Here is a 16,656-nt window from a genome sequence, read left to right on the forward strand (position 1 = left end):
ACGAATGGCGAAAGGCGCGATGAAGGGCGACGGGCGGCCGGTTACGTGCCGGCCCGGTAGAAATCGGATACCACGTCGATGACGCGATCCTGTTCCGCCTCGCTCATCGCGTGGTACAGCGGCAGGCGCACGAGCCGGTCGGCGACGTCGTCGGTAACCTGCATGCCGGAGCCGCACCGGCCGTAGCGCAGGCCCGCCGGCGAACTGTGCAGCGGCACGTAATGGAACACGGCGAATACGCCCGCGTCGCGGATACGTTCGAGCAGCGCCGTGCGTTCGGCGAGGTTGCGCGTGAGGAGATAGAACAGGTGGCCGTTGCCCTGCTCGCTCAGCGGCGTGGCGGGCAGCGTGATGTGACCGGCTTCGTGCAGCGGCCGCAGCGCGTCTTCGTAGCGTTTCACGGTTGCGCGCCGCTGCGCGGTGATCACGTCCGCGTGTTCGAACTGCGCGTACAGGAACGCGGCGATCAGCTCGCCCGGCAGGTACGACGAACCGACGTCGACCCACGTGTACTTGTCCACGTGGCCGCGGAAGAACTGGCTGCGGTTGGTGCCCTTCTCGCGGACGATTTCCGCACGCTCGACGAGGCGTTCGTCGTTGACGAGCAGCGCACCGCCTTCGCCGGCGATCACGTTCTTGGTCTCGTGGAAGCTGAGGCACGCGAGGTGGCCGATGCTGCCGAGCGGCCTGCCCTTCCAGGTCGACTGGATCGCCTGCGCGGCGTCCTCGACGACCCACAGCCGGTAATCGGCCGCGAGGTGCGAGATCGTGTCCATGTCGCACGCCACGCCCGCGTAGTGAACCGGGACGATCGCGCGCGTGCGCTCGGTGATCGCGGCCGCGACGAGCTTCTCGTCGAGGTTCAGCGTGTCGGGCCGGATGTCGACGAAGACGGGCGTCGCGCCGCGCAACGCGAATGCATTGGCGGTCGACACGAACGTGTAGGACGGCATGATCACCTCGTCGCCCGGGCCGACGTCGGTGAGGATCGCGGCCATCTCCAGCGCGGCCGTGCACGAATGCGTGAGCAGCGCGCGATGACAGCCGATGCGCGCTTCGAGCCACTGGTGACACAGCTTCGTGAAGGCCTGGTCGCCGGCGAGCCCGCCCTGTTCCACCGCTTTCGCGATGTAGTAGAGCTCCTTGCCGACGATGAACGGCCGGCCGAACGGAATGCGGTCGAGATTGGGAGGAGCGAACATGACGGGACTCCGCGGGAGCATATGAGGGGCGACGGGCGGCAGCTTGCGCGGGGTGCGTTCAGCCGTCCTTCCTGACGAGCAGCGTGAATTCGTACAGCCCGTAGTCGTGCAGCAGCGCGACGTGCCGCGAGTAGCGGCGCTTGCAGCGATCGAACAGCGCGCACGGATCGGCGTAGTAGAGCCGTTCGGGGCGCATGAACGGCGGATCGGAATACGACGTCAGGCAGTTGAACGAGAAGCCGAGTCGGCTCGTCGCATGCAGCATGTCGAGCGTCGTGTGGATGTAGTCGAGCCACGTCGCGTCGTCGTGGCCGCGATGGACGTTGAAGATCCCCGACGCGATGCCGTAGTCGGCGCTCGCCAGCGGCGTATCGCCGACGTGAAACGACACGTCGGAGCGGTCGCGATAACGCTGCCGTGCCGCGTCGACCATCTCGGGCGACACGTCGTTGCCCGCGTAGGCATGACGGCGTCCCGCCGCATGCTCGTCGAGGAAATCCACCAGCGCGCCATAACCGCAGCCGATGTCGTTGACCGAAAAGGCGTCGGCATCGGGTGCGACGATTTTCGTCAGCTGTGCGAAGCGCAGCCGCTGGCCGTCCTCGCCGTTCCAGTCCACGCCGCGCGCGGTCTGTCCGTGCTCGGCGAGGCGCGCGCCGTAATAGGCGGCGACGTCCGCCAGCAGGCTCGAGTGTCGGGAATCGTGCATCGCGTGGTCCTCAGGTTCGGCCGGTCACGACATGGCGGCGCGCCTCCGGGCCGCAATGAAACAGCACGTCGAGCACCGTCACGCCATGCACGAACTCGCCCCACAGCTGCGCATAGGGCGGATAGGCCGGATAGTCGAACCAGCGCACCGCGATGCCTTCGGCCGCGAACCGGCTCTCGTCGAGGTAGTCGCGTGCGGCGGGGCCCGACAGGTATTCGGTCGCGCCGGCCTGGAGGCACAGGTTCAGCAGTTTGTCGGTGCGGTCGCCTTCCAGCGTGTAGTCGGACGACGAAGAAATGCGCGTGGCGATGCCCAGCTGCCGGTTGATCCAGGCCAGCATCGCGAGGTTCAGCGCGCTCAGCGTGCCGTGCCGGCCGTTCAGGTAAAGCGCCTCGAGCTGCTCCGCGTAGCGCGCGAAATGCGGCGCACGCGCGTAGTTCTGCCGCAGCCGCGTCCAGTGCTGCTGTGCCCATTGCGTGCCGTCGATCTCGGTTTCGCGAATGCTCTGGTGATAACGGCCTTTCACCTTGACCGGCACGGTCAGCCACTGCACGCCTTGCGGCGTCTTGATCTGGTTGCGGTTGCGCCAGTCGCGCCGCGTGTACTGCGCGTCGTCGTACAGGATGAACTCATCGGTCGCGGCGATCAGGTCGAAGTACCCCTTCCAAGGGATGTAGTTCGACTGGACGATCGCGATGCGCTTCGGCTGCGGATTCATGTCGATCAGGCCGGGATGTGACCGTACCGGTACATGTCGACGAGCTCGGGCGGAATGCCCCAGTCCGTCGCGCCGAGCCGGTCGTGCAGCGCCTCGAGATCCGCGCGGCTCGCGCGTTCGAGCTGTTCGACCATGCGGTTGCGCGCGGGGACGAAGTCGTGCTGGAAAGCCGCGTTGATCTGGTGGCGGACCGTCTTGGCGATCGCCGCCTCGCGCGACAGGTTGCGGATCAGCGGCCGCTCCGGCGCGAGGTCCGCATAACGCGGGTCGATCGGCTCGCCGCGCATCGCCGCGACGAGGTCGCGGCACAGCACCGGCGACAGATGAAAGCCGTCGCGCTTGGTGCCGCCGAGGATCCACAGGTCGCGCACGCTGGTCGCGCCGATCAGCGGATAGAGATCGGATGTCGTCGGGCGCCAGCCGACGTTGACGTTGACGAGATTCGCGCGCGAGAAACGCGTATTGATCTGGTCCATCGCCGATTTGAGCAGCGTGTACGCGCTGCCGGCATGCCCGTGTTCGTGCGGCACCGGGCTGATGTAGTTGCTGGCGCCGACGAGCGTGCGGTCCGGGCCGTACGGCGCCGAATAGACGCCGCACGCGAGGCCGCGGTTGGTCGTGCGCACGCAGTGCGTATGCACGTTCTCGCTGCTCTGCAGTTCGATCGACATGCCGATGCCGTAGAACAGCCGCTGCACCGGCAGCTCCGGCACGCTCGCCTGCAGCACGCGCGTCAGGTTCGCGCCGTTGCAGAGCACGAAGCGGTCGGCCTCGACCGTCGAGCCGTCGCTCAGCCGGGCGCCGGTCACGCGCCCGCTCGCGACGTCGATGCGCTCGACTTCGGCCGAAACGAAGGTGACAGGGCCTGCCGCGGCCACGCTGGCCTGGAGCGCATCGAGAAACTGTTTCGGGTTCGTCCAGCCTTCGCGCCTCAGATACACCGCGTTCAGCGCGCGGAACTGCGGATGCGGGTGATAGTTCGGGATGCCGGCGGGATCGACGGCCTCGCACGGCTCCTCGAATTCGCGGCAGAAGCGCCGCATCGCCGCGAAGTTCTCGTCGTCGAGCGCGTCGGTGGCCGCGTTGTTGAGCACGTAGGTGCCGAAGCCGTGCGCGACCGCGTGCGCCGGTGTGCAGATCTCGGCGAACACGCCGGGCCAGGCGGCGGTCGCCGCGCGGCTCAGCTCGAACTTGAAGCGGTCGAGCGGCGTGCCGAGCGAATCGCCTTCCAGTTCGGTGAACGAGTTGAGCATCGCGGCGGCCGCGCGCGTCGCGGAACCTGGGCGCTGCGCGGGACCGACGACGACGAGCTCGATGCCCGGCTCGGCGCGCTGCCAGGCACGGGCCGTCATCAGCCCGAGGATGCCGTTGCCGAGGATCACGATCTTCATGGGCGCACCCCGCCGCCTTCCGGGAACGTCAGATAGCACAGCGACGGATACGATTTCGCCTTGTGGATGCGGTGCGGGTGCTTGCCGAGCAGCTCGCGCACGTAGTGGATCCCTTCGGCCGGCGTCTGGCCGCCGCGCGTGAGCTGCCAGAACGCGACCACGCCGCCGGGCACGAGCCGCTTCATCACGGTCTCGAAGGCGTGGCGCGTCGGTCCCGGCACGTTCAGGTCGAACCACGCGAGCGCGACCGGTTCGCCGGGATGCGCTTCCTCGTAGGCGGCGAGCGTTTCGCGGCAGTCGCCTTCCCACACGTGGTGCTTGCCGTTCACGTGGCCCATCGCGTTGTTGCGTTCGTGCAGCGACAGCAGGTTGCGCAGCAGGTCCGCGTAGTCGCCGGCGAGCGAGTACGTGCCGTCGGAGAACAGCTTGCGATCGCGCGAATCGGTGTCGGAGAAACCCGCGTAGCCGGTGAACGTATCGAACGCGTGAATCCGGCGCTGGAAGTTCAGCGGCTCGAGGATCGCGCGGAAGTTCTCGCACAGCACGGCGGTCTGCCCGCGCCAGGTGCCCAGATCGAGGATCGAGCCGGGCAACGGCACGATCTGCTCGTAGACCTCGAACGTCGCGAGAATCCGCGCGAGCAGCGAGCCGCGCACGAACAGGCCGAGCGAGCGTTCGAGTTCCTCCTGCGTCGCCGGATAGGTCTGCATCAGGTCGAACAGTTCGCGCCGCGCGGCGAGCTGATCGTCGTTCGAGTTGGAGATGATTGAGGACTCGTGCATACACATGGCTCCAGGCGCTGAGGGTGGATTCGAGGGCATCCCCAGCCGCGGGCCGGCAAGCGGCTTGCGCCCGGCGCGATCGTCCGCGCGGTGGACGCCTCCAAGTCTGTGCCCGAGTCTATCGATCCGCGCCCGGATCGAACGGCGGATTAGCGGGCCGTTTCACCCCGCATTTCGACGGATGCCGCCGCGACCGGCGGCCGGGCGGGCGCGGCCGCCGCATGCCGCCGCAATGCCGAAAACCGTTATCCGGCGCGGCCCGGCGCGATTCGGCACCCATGCGCGGCATGCCGTCTCGGCCGACGATCCGCGTTCCGCGCCGCTCGAGCCGCAACCTTGACCGGCGTCATGCCGGCACCCGCGCGGTCACATGAAAAGCGACCAAATCCGGCACCTGCTCCGCCGATTGGAACGACTGGCGCGCGCCGAGAATGCTGGCATGTCGAAGGCCGTCCGCCCGCATGCCGACCGGTATCCGCCCGGGCGTGCCTTCGCGATCACGTGCCGGCCCGCGCGCCGGTGCGCGCGCCCCTATCGAACCCAGGCTGGCTTACCACGATGACTGATCTCACGCTGCCCGACTCCCCCGTCGCCACGATCGAAGCGGCGCTGGCGCTGCACCAGGCCGACCGCCTCGAAGAAGCCGAGACGCTGTACCGGCAACTCCTCGACGCCGACCCCCGGCACGCGGACGCGCTGCACCTGCTCGGCCTGATCGGTCACCAGTACGGGCGCTATCAGGAGGCGTCCGAACTGATCATGGCGGCGATCGAGATCAAGCCCGACGCGATCTACTACTACAACCTCGGCAACGTGATGCAGGCGCACAACCGCCCCGCCGCGGCCGCCGAGTGTTTCCGCCTCGCGATCGAGCTGCGGCCCGACTACGTCGACGCGTACAACAACCTCGGCAACGCGCAGCGGCTGGCGGGCAACGCGCGCGCGGCCGTCGACGCGTTTTGCCAGGCGATCGCGCTGCAGCCCGACCACGGGCAGGCGTACAACAATCTCGGCAATGCGCTGCTCGACCTGAACGAGATTCCGGCCGCGCTCGAGGCGTACCAGCACGCGGTCGCGCTGCGCCCCGAGCTGCCCGAGCCGCGCAGCAACCTGCTGTTCGCGTACCACTACAGCGATGCGTTCGACCAGCAGGCGTATCTCGACGAAGCGGCCCGCTTCGACGCGCTCGTCACCGGCCGCGCGCAACCGTGGTCGACCTGGCTCGTCGACCTGACCGCGCGCATCGGCCGGCCGCTGCGCGTCGGCATCGTATCGGGCGACCTGAAGTCGCATCCGGTCGGCTATTTCATCGAAGGGATGCTCGCGCACCTGAACGGCGCGCGTGTCGAGCTGCATGCGTACCCGACGCGCGACGTCGAGGACGACGTCACCGCGCGCCTCAAGCAGCGCTTCGCGTCGTGGACCCGCCTCGCGGGCCTCGGCGACGCCGCCGCGGCCGCCCGGATCCGCGACGACCGCATCGACGTGCTGATCGATGCGTCGGGCCACACGATCCACAACCGCCTGCCGCTGTTCGCGTGGAAGCCCGCGCCGCTGCAGGTGAGCTGGCCCGGCTATTTCGCGAGCACCGGCATGCGCGCGATCGACTACGTGCTCGGCGACCGCCACGTGATGCCGGACGACGAGGCCGCGCATTTCGTCGAGCGCGCATGGCATTTGCCCGACAGCTACCTGTGCTTCACGCCGCCGGCTGTCGAGCTCGACGCCGGCCCGCTGCCGATGCTCGCGAACGGTTATCCGACCTTCGGCTATTTCGGCAAGCTCGCGAAGCTCACCGACCGCGTGATCGCGGTGTGGTCGCGCGTGCTGGCCGACGTGCCGAACGCGAAGCTGTTCGTGAAGGCGCCGCATCTGGACGACCCGCGCGAGCAGGACGCGCTGTCGGCCCGCTTCGCGGCGCACGGCATCGGCGCGGCGCGCCTGCTGTTCGAGGGCCGCTCGCCGCGCGACGAATACCTCGCCGCGTACCGGCGCGTCGACCTGATGCTGAGTCCGTTCCCGTACCCGGGCGGCACGACGACGGCCGAAGCGCTGTGGATGGGCGTGCCGGTGCTCGGCCGCCGCGGCGCGCGGTTCCTGTCGCACATCTGCGAAAGCCTGCTGCACGCGGCGCGCCTGCCGGAATGGATCGCCGACGACGATGACGATGCGTACGTCGCGAAAGCCGTCGCGTTCGCGCGCAATCCGGCCGAGCTGGCCGTGCTGCGCACGACGTTGCGCGCGCAGGTGCTCGCCGCGCCGCTGTGCGACGCGCCCCGCTTCGCGCGCCATTTCGAGGACGCGCTGCACGCGATGTGGGCGCGCCACGTCGAGGCCGCGCCGGGAGCCGCGTCGTGAACGGCCGTTCCGTGCTTGTCACCGGCGGTGCGGGCTTTCTCGGCTCGCACCTGTGCGAGCGCCTCGTCGGCGCCGGTTACGACGTGATGTGCGTCGACAACTTCTACACGGGCAGCAAGCACAACGTCGCGCACCTGATCGGGCACGTCAATTTCGAGCTGATCCGCCACGACGTGTGGCTGCCGCTGTATGTCGAAGCCGACCGCGTATTCAACATGGCGTGCCCGGCGAGCCCGGTGCACTACCAGAGCGATCCCGTATCGACGGTGAAGACGGCCGTGCTCGGCGCGATCAACATGCTCGGCCTCGCGAAGCGCTGCGGCGCGCGCATCCTGCAGGCGTCGACGAGCGAGGTGTACGGCGACGCGCAGCAGCATCCTCAGCAGGAAAGCTACTGGGGCAACGTCAATCCGAACGGGCCCCGCGCGTGCTACGACGAAGGCAAGCGCTGCGCCGAGACGCTGTTCTTCGACTATCACCGGCAGCACGGCGTCGACATCCGCGTGGTGCGGATCTTCAACACCTACGGCCCGCGCATGCGCGCCGACGACGGGCGCGTCGTGTCGAACTTCATCATGCAGGCGCTGCGCGGCGAACCGATCACGCTGTACGGCGACGGCAGCCAGACGCGCTCGTTCTGCTACGTCGACGATCTCGTCGAAGGCCTGCTGCGCATGATGGATCAGAACGACGACACCGGCCCGATGAACCTCGGCAATCCGAGCGAGATCACGATCCGCGAGCTGGCCGAATGCGTGCTGCGGCTCACGGGTTCGAAAAGCCGCATCGAATATCGCCCGCTGCCCGCCGACGATCCGCTGCAGCGCCGCCCCGACATCGGCCGTGCGCGTCAGCGCCTCGATTGGCAGCCCGGCGTCGCGCTCGAGGACGGCCTGAAGGAAACGATCGCCTATTTCCGCAAACAGGTGAATGCATGACCCCCGAACTGATCGACGCCACCTGCCCCGTTTGCGCGCATACCGTTGCCGCGCCGTTCTTCCCGGCCGGCGAGCACACGCTCGCGACGCTTGCCTGGCCCGCGTCCGCCGAAGCGGCCCGCCGGCTGCCGCGCCATGTGCTCGACTTCGTCCAGTGCCCGCGGTGCTCGCACGTGTGGAACCACCGCTTCAGCTACGATGCGATTCCGTATCAAAGCAACCCGAACCGGATGTTCAACAGCGGCGGGATCTGGAAGGGCCATCTCGCGGCCACGCGCGACCTGCTGCTCGGCGCGCTGCCGGCCGAACCGGCCGTCGTCGAGATCGGCTGCGGCGAAGGGCATTTCGTGCGCGGGCTCGCCGAAGCGAGCCGCGGCGGCCGCTTCGCCGGCTTCGATCCGAACGCGAGCGCGGGCACCGGCCACGGCATCGAGTTCCATGCGCGGCTGTTCGAGCCGCTCGCCGACATGCCGGCCTTCCGGCCCGATGCGATCGTCATCCGCCACGTGCTCGAACACCTGACCGAACCCGCGAAGCTCGTCGAGCAGCTCGCATGGGGCGCCGCGCGCCAGCCGAACGCCTGCTGGCTGTTCGCGGAAGTGCCGTGCATCGATCGCGTGTTCGAGACCGAACGCCTCGCCGATTTCTTCTACGAGCACGTGTCGCAGTTCACGACGGAGTCGTTCCGCACGCTGATGGCGCGCGCGGGCGAGGTCGTCACGCTCGCGCACGGCTACGACGGCGAAGTCGTCTATGCGCTGGTGCGGCTCGGCGTGCCCGAGCAGGCGCGCAAACGTGCCGATGCGTCGACGCATTTCGCGGCCCGCACGGTCGAGCACCGCGCGGCGATCGCCGGGCAGCTCGCGGCGCTGGCCGAATCGGGGCGGCGTGTCGCGATCTGGGGCGGTACCGGCAAGGCCGCCGCGTTCATCCATCACTTCGATGCCGACGCCGCGCGCTTTCCGCTCGTCGTCGATTCCGATCCCGACAAGGTCGGCACCTACGTGCCGGGCACGGGCCAGAAGATCGAATACCGCGACGCGCTGAAAGCGGCGCCGGCCGACGTGATCATCATCCCGACGCAATGGCGCGCACGCGACATCGTCGCCGAGATGTCGCGCGAGGGGATCGCGGCCGCGGCCGTGATGATCGAGCACGAAGGCCGGCTGATCGACTTCGGGCGCGAACCGCATCCGTATTGAGCGGCCCACGCGATGGAGTCGATCGGACCGCAACTGCAGGCGGCACTCGCGCATCACCAGGCCGGCCGTCTCGTGGAAGCGAAGACGCTGTACGACGCGATCCTCACGGCGCAGCCGGGCCAGCCCGACGCGATGCATTTCCTCGGCCTGCTCGCCTGCCAGCTGAAGCAGTACGATGCGGGCCTCGCGCTGATGGAGCGCTCGCTCGCGGCGCGGCCGGACGCGTCGTACTTCAACAACCTCGGCAACATGCTGCGCGAATGCGGCCGGCTCGACGACGCGATCGCGCATTACCGCCGCGCGGTGGCGCTGCGCCCCGAGTTTCCGGAAGCGCACAACAACCTCGGCAACGCGCTGCGCGACGCGCGGGTGCCGGCCGAGGCGATGGCGAGCTGTTCGCGCGCGATCGAGCTGCGGTCCGGTTACGCGGAGGCGTACAACAACCTCGGCAATGTGCTGCAGGATCTCGGTGAACTCGACGCGGCGGCGGCCAGCTACGGCAAGGCGATCGCGTTCCACACCGCGTATGCGGAAGCGCACAGCAACCTCGGCCACGTGCTGCGCGCGCAGGACAAGCACACGGAAGCGATCGCGCACTACCGCCGCGCACTCGAACTGAGCCCTGCGCTGCCGGCCGCGCGTCACGGCCTCGGCCTGTCGCTGTGGGCGCTCGGCGAACTCGGCGAAGCCGCGCGGGTGCTGCGTGCCGCCGTCGCGGCCGAACCTGGCGATGCGGACCTGCACAACAACCTGGCCGGCGTGCTGCGCGATGCGGGCGACCTCGACGGCGCCGCGTCGCACTATGGGCGCGCGCTGGAACACGATCCGTCGATGGCGGTCGCGCATGCGAACCTGAGCGGCGTGTTGCGCCGCCAGGCACGTTACGCGGAGGCGTTGCGGCATGCGCAGCATGCGATCCGGCTGGCGCCCGGTCTCGCCGATGCGCACAACCATGCCGGCAATGCGTATCACGGCCTGAACGATCTCGACGCGGCGGACGCGAGCTACCGCACCGCGCTCGCGCTGAACCCGGCCGATGCCGGCGCCGCCCACAACCTGTCGGTCGTGCTGCTCAAGCGCGAGCGGCACGACGACGCGCTCGCGTATTGCCGGCAGGCGCTGTCGGCCGGCCGCCCGAGCGCGGCGATGCACGTGAATCTGGGCGACATCCTGCGCGGCCAGGGCAACGTCGACGCCGCCGTGCCCGCGTACCGGGACGCGCTGGCGCTGGTGCGCGACGACGCGGACGACGGCGCGGCCGATGTACTGAGCCGCCTGCTGTTCGCGTCGGCCGCGTCGGCGAGCGTGCAGCCAGCCGATTACCTGAACGACGCGCGCCGCTACGGCCGGCATCTGGCGGCCCGTTCGACGCGTTATCCGCACGACGTAAGCGAACGTGCGGCGCGCGCGCGGCACCGCCCGCTGCGCGTCGGTTTCGTGTCGGGCGACCTGCGCCTGCATCCGGTCGGGATCTTTCTCGAAAGCGTGTTCGCGCATCTCGATCGCACGCGCGTCGCACCGCACGTCTATGCGACGTCGGACGAAGAAGACGCGGTCACCGCGCGGCTCAAGCCGCATGCGGCCGCCTGGCGCTCGATCGCCGCGCTCGATCCGCAGGCGGCCGCGCGCACGATTCACGACGACGGCATCGACGTGCTCGTCGACCTCGCGGGCCACACGCAGGCGAGCGGCCTGGCCGTATTCGGCTGGAAGCCCGCGCCGGTGCAGGCGAGCTGGCTCGGCTTCTTCGCGTCGACGGGGTGCGATGCGATCGACTACTTCATCGGCGACGCGTACACGTTGCCGGAAAGCGAAGCCCGTCATTTCGTCGAGGCGCCGTGGCGGCTGCCGGACAGCTACCTGTGCTTCACGCCGCCGGCCGACGACGTACCGGTCGGCCCGCTGCCGATGGCCGCGAACGGCGGCGTGACGTTCGGCTGTTTCGGCAAGCTGGTGAAGCTCGGCGACGACGTCGTGCGCGTGTGGTCGCGCGTGCTGCACGCGCTGCCGTCGGCCCGGCTGCTGCTGAAGGCGCGCGAGCTCGAACACGCGGCCGTGCGCGATGTGACCGCTGCCCGGTTCGCGCGGCACGGGATTGACGCGAGCCGGCTCGCGTTCGAACCCGCATCGCCGCGTGCCGACTATTTCGCCGCGTACAACCGGATCGACATCGCGCTGAGCCCGTTCCCGTACCCGGGCGGCACGACGACGGCCGAGGCGCTGTGGATGGGCGTGCCGGTGATCGGCATGAAGGGCGGGCGCTTCGTCACGCACATCTGCGAGAGCCTGCTGCATGCGGCCGGCATGAACGACTGGATCGCCGGCGACGAAGACGACTATGTCGCGAAGGCGGTGGCGGCCGCCGCCGACGGGGCGCGCCTGGCGGCGCTGCGCGCGGATTTGCGCGCCACGCTGCTCGCGTCGCCGCTGTGCGACGCGGCGCGTTTCGCACATCATCTCGAAGACGCATTCCACGGCATGTGGGCACGCTATACGGAAACGGCACACGCAGCATGAACGACATCAACGACACCCTGCAACGCGCGCTGGCGCATCACCAGGCCGGCCGTCTCGCTGAAGCGAAGACGCTGTACGACGCGATCCTCAGGGCGCAGCCGGGCCAGCCCGACGCGATGCATTTCCTCGGCCTGCTTGCCTGCCAGCTGAAGCAGTACGATGCGGGCCTCGCGCTGATGGAGCGCTCGCTCGCGGCGCGGCCGGACGCGTCGTACTTCAACAACCTCGGCAACATGCTGCGCGAATGCGGCCGGCTCGACGACGCGATCGCGCATTACCGCCGCGCGGTGGCGCTGCGCCCCGAGTTTCCGGAAGCGCACAACAACCTCGGCAACGCGCTGCGCGACGCGCGGGTCCCGGCCGAGGCGATGGCGAGCTGTTCGCGCGCGATCGAGCTGCGGCCCGGTTACGCGGAGGCGTACAACAACCTCGGCAACGTGTTGCAGGATCTCGGTGAACTCGACGCGGCGGCGGCCAGCTACGGCAAGGCGATCGCGTTCCACACCGCGTATGCGGAAGCGCACAGCAACCTCGGCCACGTGCTGCGCGCGCAGGACAAGCACACGGAAGCGATCGCGCACTACCGCCGCGCGCTCGAACTGAATCCCGCGCTGCGCGTCGCGCAACGCGGGTTGGGTGCCGCGCTGCGGGCGACCGGCGATTTCGACGGCGCGCTCGCGCATGCACGCGCGGGACTCGAGCCGGACGATGCCGAAGCCCATTGCGCGCTCGGCATCTCGTTGCGCAGCATCAACGATTTCGACGGCGCCGCCCAGTTGTTCGAGCGCGCGCGAGAGATCGATCCGCGCTACGCGCCGGCCTGGGCGCGGCTCGGCGAGCTGCGTTGCCAGCAGGGCGAATACGAGGCGTCCGTGCACCTGTGCCGGCGCGCGATCGAGCTCGATCCCGAGCTGGCGGACGCATACAACTTTCTCGGCCTCGCGTATCACAACCTCGACCGGATGGCGGCCGCGGAGTTGAGCCATCGCCACGCGATCGACCTGAACCCGGACGACGCCGATGCGCACCACAACCTCGCCGCCGCGCTGTTCCGCCTCGACAAGCTCGACGAGGCGATGGACGAATACCGGATCGCACAGGCGCTCGGCATCGATCCGGTGAAGATCCAGCTGACGCTCGGCGACATCCGCTGGGCGAAGCGCGACTTCGCGGGCGCCGTCGCGGCCTTTCGCGAGGCGATCGAGCACGACCCGCATCGCGCGTATGCGCGCCTGCTGTTCAACATGTCGAGCTCGGCGGCGTTCGAGCCGCGGGACTGGGTGGTCGAGGCGCACCGCTACGGCGAACGCCTGGCGCGCGACGTGCGGCCGTTCGAGCACGATCGCGCCCGGCGCGTGCGAGACGCGCGCGGCCGCCCGCTGCGGGTCGGCTTCGTGTCGGGCGACCTGCGCCAGCATCCGGTCGGCATCTTCCTCGAAAGCGTGCTCGCGCATCTCGATCGCACGCGCATCGAGCCGCATGCGTACGTGACCTTCGTGGTCGAGGACGACGTGACGGCGCGGCTGAAGTCGGGCTTCGCGAGCTGGAAGAAACTGACCTGCATGAACCGCGACCAGGCGGCGCGGATGATTCGCGACGACGGCATCGACGTGCTCGTCGACCTCGCCGGGCACACGAACTGGAGCGGGCTGCCGATCTTCGCGCACCGGCCCGCGCCGGTGCAGGCGAGCTGGCTCGGCTTCTTCGCGACGACGGGGGTGCGCGCGGTCGACTATTTCGTCGGCGATGCGTACACGCTGCCCGCCGACGAGGCCGAGCACTTCGTCGAGGCGCCGTGGCGGCTGCCGGACAGCTACCTGTGCTTCACGCCGCCGGCCTACGACGTGCCGGTCGGCCCGTTGCCGATGGCCGCGAACGGCGGCGTGACGTTCGGCTGCTTCGGCAAGCTCACCAAGATCAGCGACGACGTCGTCGCGCTGTGGTCGCGGCTGCTGCAGGCACTGCCCGATGCACGCCTGCTGCTGAAGGCGCACGAACTCGGCGCGGGCGACCTGAATGCGGCGACGCGCGCGCGCTTCGCGCGGCACGGCATCGACGCGGGCCGGCTGATCCTCGAAGGCGGGTCGCCGCGCGCGGAATACTTCGCCGCGTACAACCGGATCGACATCGCGCTGAGCCCGTTCCCGTACCCGGGCGGCACGACGACGGCCGAAGCGCTGTGGATGGGCGTGCCGGTGATCGGCATGAAGGGCGGGCGCTTCGTCACGCACATCTGCGAGAGTCTGCTGCATGCGGCCGGGATGGGCGACTGGATCGCCGACGGCGAAGCGTCGTATCTCGCCAAGGCCGTCGCGTTCGCGCAGGATCGCGACGGGCTGGCTGCGTTGCGCGCGACGTTGCGCGAACGCACGCTCGCGTCGCCGCTGTGCGATGCCGCGCGGTTCGCGCGCAATCTCGAGGACGCGTTCCACGGGATGTGGGATCGCTACGCGGCCGGCGAGACGACGGAGCCGCGCGCATGACGGGCCTCGTCGCGGAACGGTTGAACGCGGCGCTCGCGCACCATCAGGCCGGGCGTCTCGACGATGCGCGCGTGTTGTACGAGGCGATTCGCCGCGACGCGCCCGACCAGCCGGACGCGACGCATTTCCTCGGGCTCCTCGCATGCCAGCTCGGCCAGTTTCCGGCCGGCCTCGCGCTGATGGAGCGCGCGATCGCGCTGCGTGCCGATCCCGTCTACCTGAACAACCTCGGCAACATGCTGCGCGCGCACGGCCGGCTCGACGACGCGATCGGCGCCTATCGTCGCGCGATCGCGCTCGCGCCCGGTTATGCGGAAGCGCACAGCAACCTCGGCAACGCGCTGCACGAGGCGGGCGACGCCGACGCCGCGATGCTGAGCTGCGCGCAGGCGCTCGCGCTGCGGCCCGACTATGCGCCGGCCTACAACAACCTCGGCAACGCGCTGCGGGACAAGGGCGAAGCGGATGCCGCGGCGCGCGCGTACGAGAAGGCGCTCGCGCTCGATCCCGCCTATGCGGAAGCGTGTTTCAACCTGGGCAACGTGTGCGGCGCGCAGCATCGGCACGACGACGCGATCGCGCACTACCGCCGTGCGATTGCGCTGCAGCCGGGCCTGCACGCCGCGCATCACGCGCTGGGCATGCTGCTGCTGGAGCGCGGCGAACTCGACGCCGCGATCGCGAGCCTCGCGTGCGCGGCGGAGTCGGGCGACGTCGACCGGTTGTTCGGCCTCGCGGCCGCGCTCGATCATGCGGGCGATCTCGACGGTGCGGTGGCGAGCCTGCGGCGCGCACTGGCTGTCGCGCCCGATCGCGCCGAACTGCATCACCATCTGGCACAGACGCTCGTGCGGCAGGGCAAGCGGCGCGACGCGCTCGACAGTTGCCGCGTCGCGCTGTCATTGCCGAACCCGACCGCGCAGATGCACGCGGTGATGGGCGACATCCTCTGTGCGCTGTGGCATATCGATGCCGGGCTCGCGAGCTACGACCGCGCGCTCGAGCTCGATCCGGCGTTTCGCAACGCGCACTCGGGCCGCATGTTCCACGGCGCCGGCACCGACCGGCTGTCGGCGGCGCAACTGCGCGAGCGCGCCTGCGCGTTCGGCGCGCAGATGGCGGCGCTGGCGTCGCCGCATCGCCACGCGCCGCGGCCGGCGAACGGGCGCGCGTTGCGGGTCGGCTTCGTATCCGGCGACCTGAAATCGCATCCGGTCGCGGTGTTCCTGCTGAGCGTCGTCGCGGCGCTCGATCGGTCGCGCGTCGAACTGGTGGCCTACGCGACGCAACCGGTCGAGGACGACACGACCGCGGCGCTCAAGCGCCACTTCGCGCTGTGGCGCGACCTCACGCCGCTCGACGACCGTGCGGCCGCCGACCTGATCGCGGCCGACCGCATCGACGTGCTGGTCGACCTGAGCGGTCACACGGCGTCGAACCGGCTGCCGCTGTTCGCGTGGAAGCCGGCGCCGGTGCAGGCGACCTGGCTCGGCTATTTCGCGACGACGGGCGTCGCCGCGATCGACTACGTGATCGGCGATCGCCACGTGCTTCCACCCGACGAGGCGGCGCATTTCGTCGAACGGCCGTGGCGGCTGCCGGACAGCTATCTGTGCTTCACGCCGCCCGCGCTGCCGCTCGACGTCGGGCCGCTGCCGGCCGAGGGAAACGGGTGCGTGACGTTCGGTTGCCTGAACAACGCGAACAAGATCGGCGAGCCGGTCGTCGCGCTGTGGTCGCGCGTGCTGCATGCGGTGCCGGGCTCGCGCCTGCTGCTGAAGTCGGCGCAGCTCGACGAGGCGGCGCTGCGCACGAGTCTCGCCGCGCGCTTCGCCGCGCACGGCATTCCCGCCGAACGGCTGCTGCTGCGCGGCGGCTCGAAGCGGCTCGCGCATATCGGTACGTTCAACGACATCGACATCGTGCTCGATCCGTTCCCGTATCCGGGCGGCACGACGAGCATGGAGGGGCTGTGGATGGGCGCGCCGTTCGTCACGCGGCGCGGCGACCGTTTCCTGTCGCATATCGGCGAAAGCATCCTGCACACGCTCGGCATGCCGGAATGGATCGCGGACGGCGACGACGCTTACGTCGCGAAGGCGGCCGCGTTCGCGAACGACCTGCCGCGCCTGGCCGCCGTGCGGGCCGGGCTGCGCGAGCGGCTGCTGCGCTCGCCGTTGTGCGATGCGCCGCGCTTTGCCCGGCACCTCGAAGCGGCGTTCGCGCAGATGCATGCGGCGGCGGTCGAACAGGCGGCGCGCGGCGCGCACTAGCGTAGGCGCGGCGCCCGGGGGCGCGCGAGGCGCCTCCTTTCGCCCCCTGCCTGCCGGCGAAAAAAGAGCCGCATGCATGCGGC

11 protein-coding genes are annotated in these 16,656 nt (G+C 69.7%); 6 read left to right on the top strand and 5 right to left on the bottom strand.

The window, feature by feature from the left end:
• Positions 1-41: 41 nt before the first annotated feature.
• From rffA to WJ12_RS00820, 5 genes are read right to left on the bottom strand one after another with little or no spacing between them, the layout of a single operon-like run.
• On the bottom strand, positions 42-1,202 hold the full coding sequence (gene rffA / locus WJ12_RS00800; protein WP_059559414.1) for a dTDP-4-amino-4,6-dideoxygalactose transaminase: 1,161 nt from the start codon (positions 1,200-1,202) through the stop codon (positions 42-44).
• A gap of 58 nt (positions 1,203-1,260) precedes the next feature.
• Positions 1,261-1,911: a class I SAM-dependent methyltransferase gene (locus WJ12_RS00805; RefSeq protein ID WP_059559412.1), complete on the bottom strand. Its 651-nt coding sequence runs from the start codon at positions 1,909-1,911 to the stop codon at positions 1,261-1,263.
• A 10-nt stretch (positions 1,912-1,921) separates the two neighbouring features.
• Complete coding sequence (locus WJ12_RS00810; protein WP_059559409.1) at positions 1,922-2,629, bottom strand: WbqC family protein; 708 nt, start codon at positions 2,627-2,629, stop codon at positions 1,922-1,924.
• A gap of 5 nt (positions 2,630-2,634) precedes the next feature.
• Complete coding sequence (locus WJ12_RS00815) at positions 2,635-4,020, bottom strand: NAD(P)/FAD-dependent oxidoreductase (RefSeq protein ID WP_059559406.1); 1,386 nt, start codon at positions 4,018-4,020, stop codon at positions 2,635-2,637.
• Positions 4,017-4,802, bottom strand: a complete 786-nt coding sequence (locus WJ12_RS00820; protein ID WP_034188102.1) for a class I SAM-dependent methyltransferase — start codon at positions 4,800-4,802, stop codon at positions 4,017-4,019. Before WJ12_RS00820 ends, WJ12_RS00815 begins: the two co-directional genes overlap by 4 nt.
• 558 nt (positions 4,803-5,360) lie before the next feature.
• Between WJ12_RS00820 and WJ12_RS00825 the strand changes: the two genes are divergently transcribed.
• From WJ12_RS00825 to WJ12_RS00850, 6 genes are read left to right on the top strand one after another with little or no spacing between them, the layout of a single operon-like run.
• Positions 5,361-7,160, top strand: a complete 1,800-nt coding sequence (locus tag WJ12_RS00825) for an O-linked N-acetylglucosamine transferase, SPINDLY family protein (RefSeq protein WP_059559405.1) — start codon at positions 5,361-5,363, stop codon at positions 7,158-7,160.
• A complete protein-coding gene (locus WJ12_RS00830) occupies positions 7,157-8,098 on the top strand; it encodes a UDP-glucuronic acid decarboxylase family protein (RefSeq protein WP_175028446.1) in 942 nt (313 codons plus the stop codon). The genes WJ12_RS00825 and WJ12_RS00830 overlap by 4 nt, the downstream gene beginning before the upstream one ends.
• The gene (locus WJ12_RS00835; protein WP_034188099.1) at positions 8,095-9,300 is read left to right on the top strand and encodes a class I SAM-dependent methyltransferase; all 1,206 of its coding nucleotides are present in this window, start codon (positions 8,095-8,097) and stop codon (positions 9,298-9,300) included. The genes WJ12_RS00830 and WJ12_RS00835 overlap by 4 nt, the downstream gene beginning before the upstream one ends.
• A gap of 12 nt (positions 9,301-9,312) precedes the next feature.
• Entirely contained in the window at positions 9,313-11,817 is a 2,505-nt protein-coding gene (locus WJ12_RS00840; protein WP_059559402.1) for a tetratricopeptide repeat protein, read from the top strand.
• Entirely contained in the window at positions 11,814-14,300 is a 2,487-nt protein-coding gene (locus tag WJ12_RS00845; protein WP_069245521.1) for a tetratricopeptide repeat protein, read from the top strand. The genes WJ12_RS00840 and WJ12_RS00845 overlap by 4 nt, the downstream gene beginning before the upstream one ends.
• Complete coding sequence (locus WJ12_RS00850; RefSeq protein ID WP_069245522.1) at positions 14,297-16,573, top strand: O-linked N-acetylglucosamine transferase, SPINDLY family protein; 2,277 nt, start codon at positions 14,297-14,299, stop codon at positions 16,571-16,573. Before WJ12_RS00845 ends, WJ12_RS00850 begins: the two co-directional genes overlap by 4 nt.
• Positions 16,574-16,656 lie beyond the last annotated feature (83 nt).

Origin of the sequence: Burkholderia seminalis, from assembly GCF_001718535.1 — a bacterium.
GTDB lineage: Bacteria > Pseudomonadota > Gammaproteobacteria > Burkholderiales > Burkholderiaceae > Burkholderia > Burkholderia seminalis.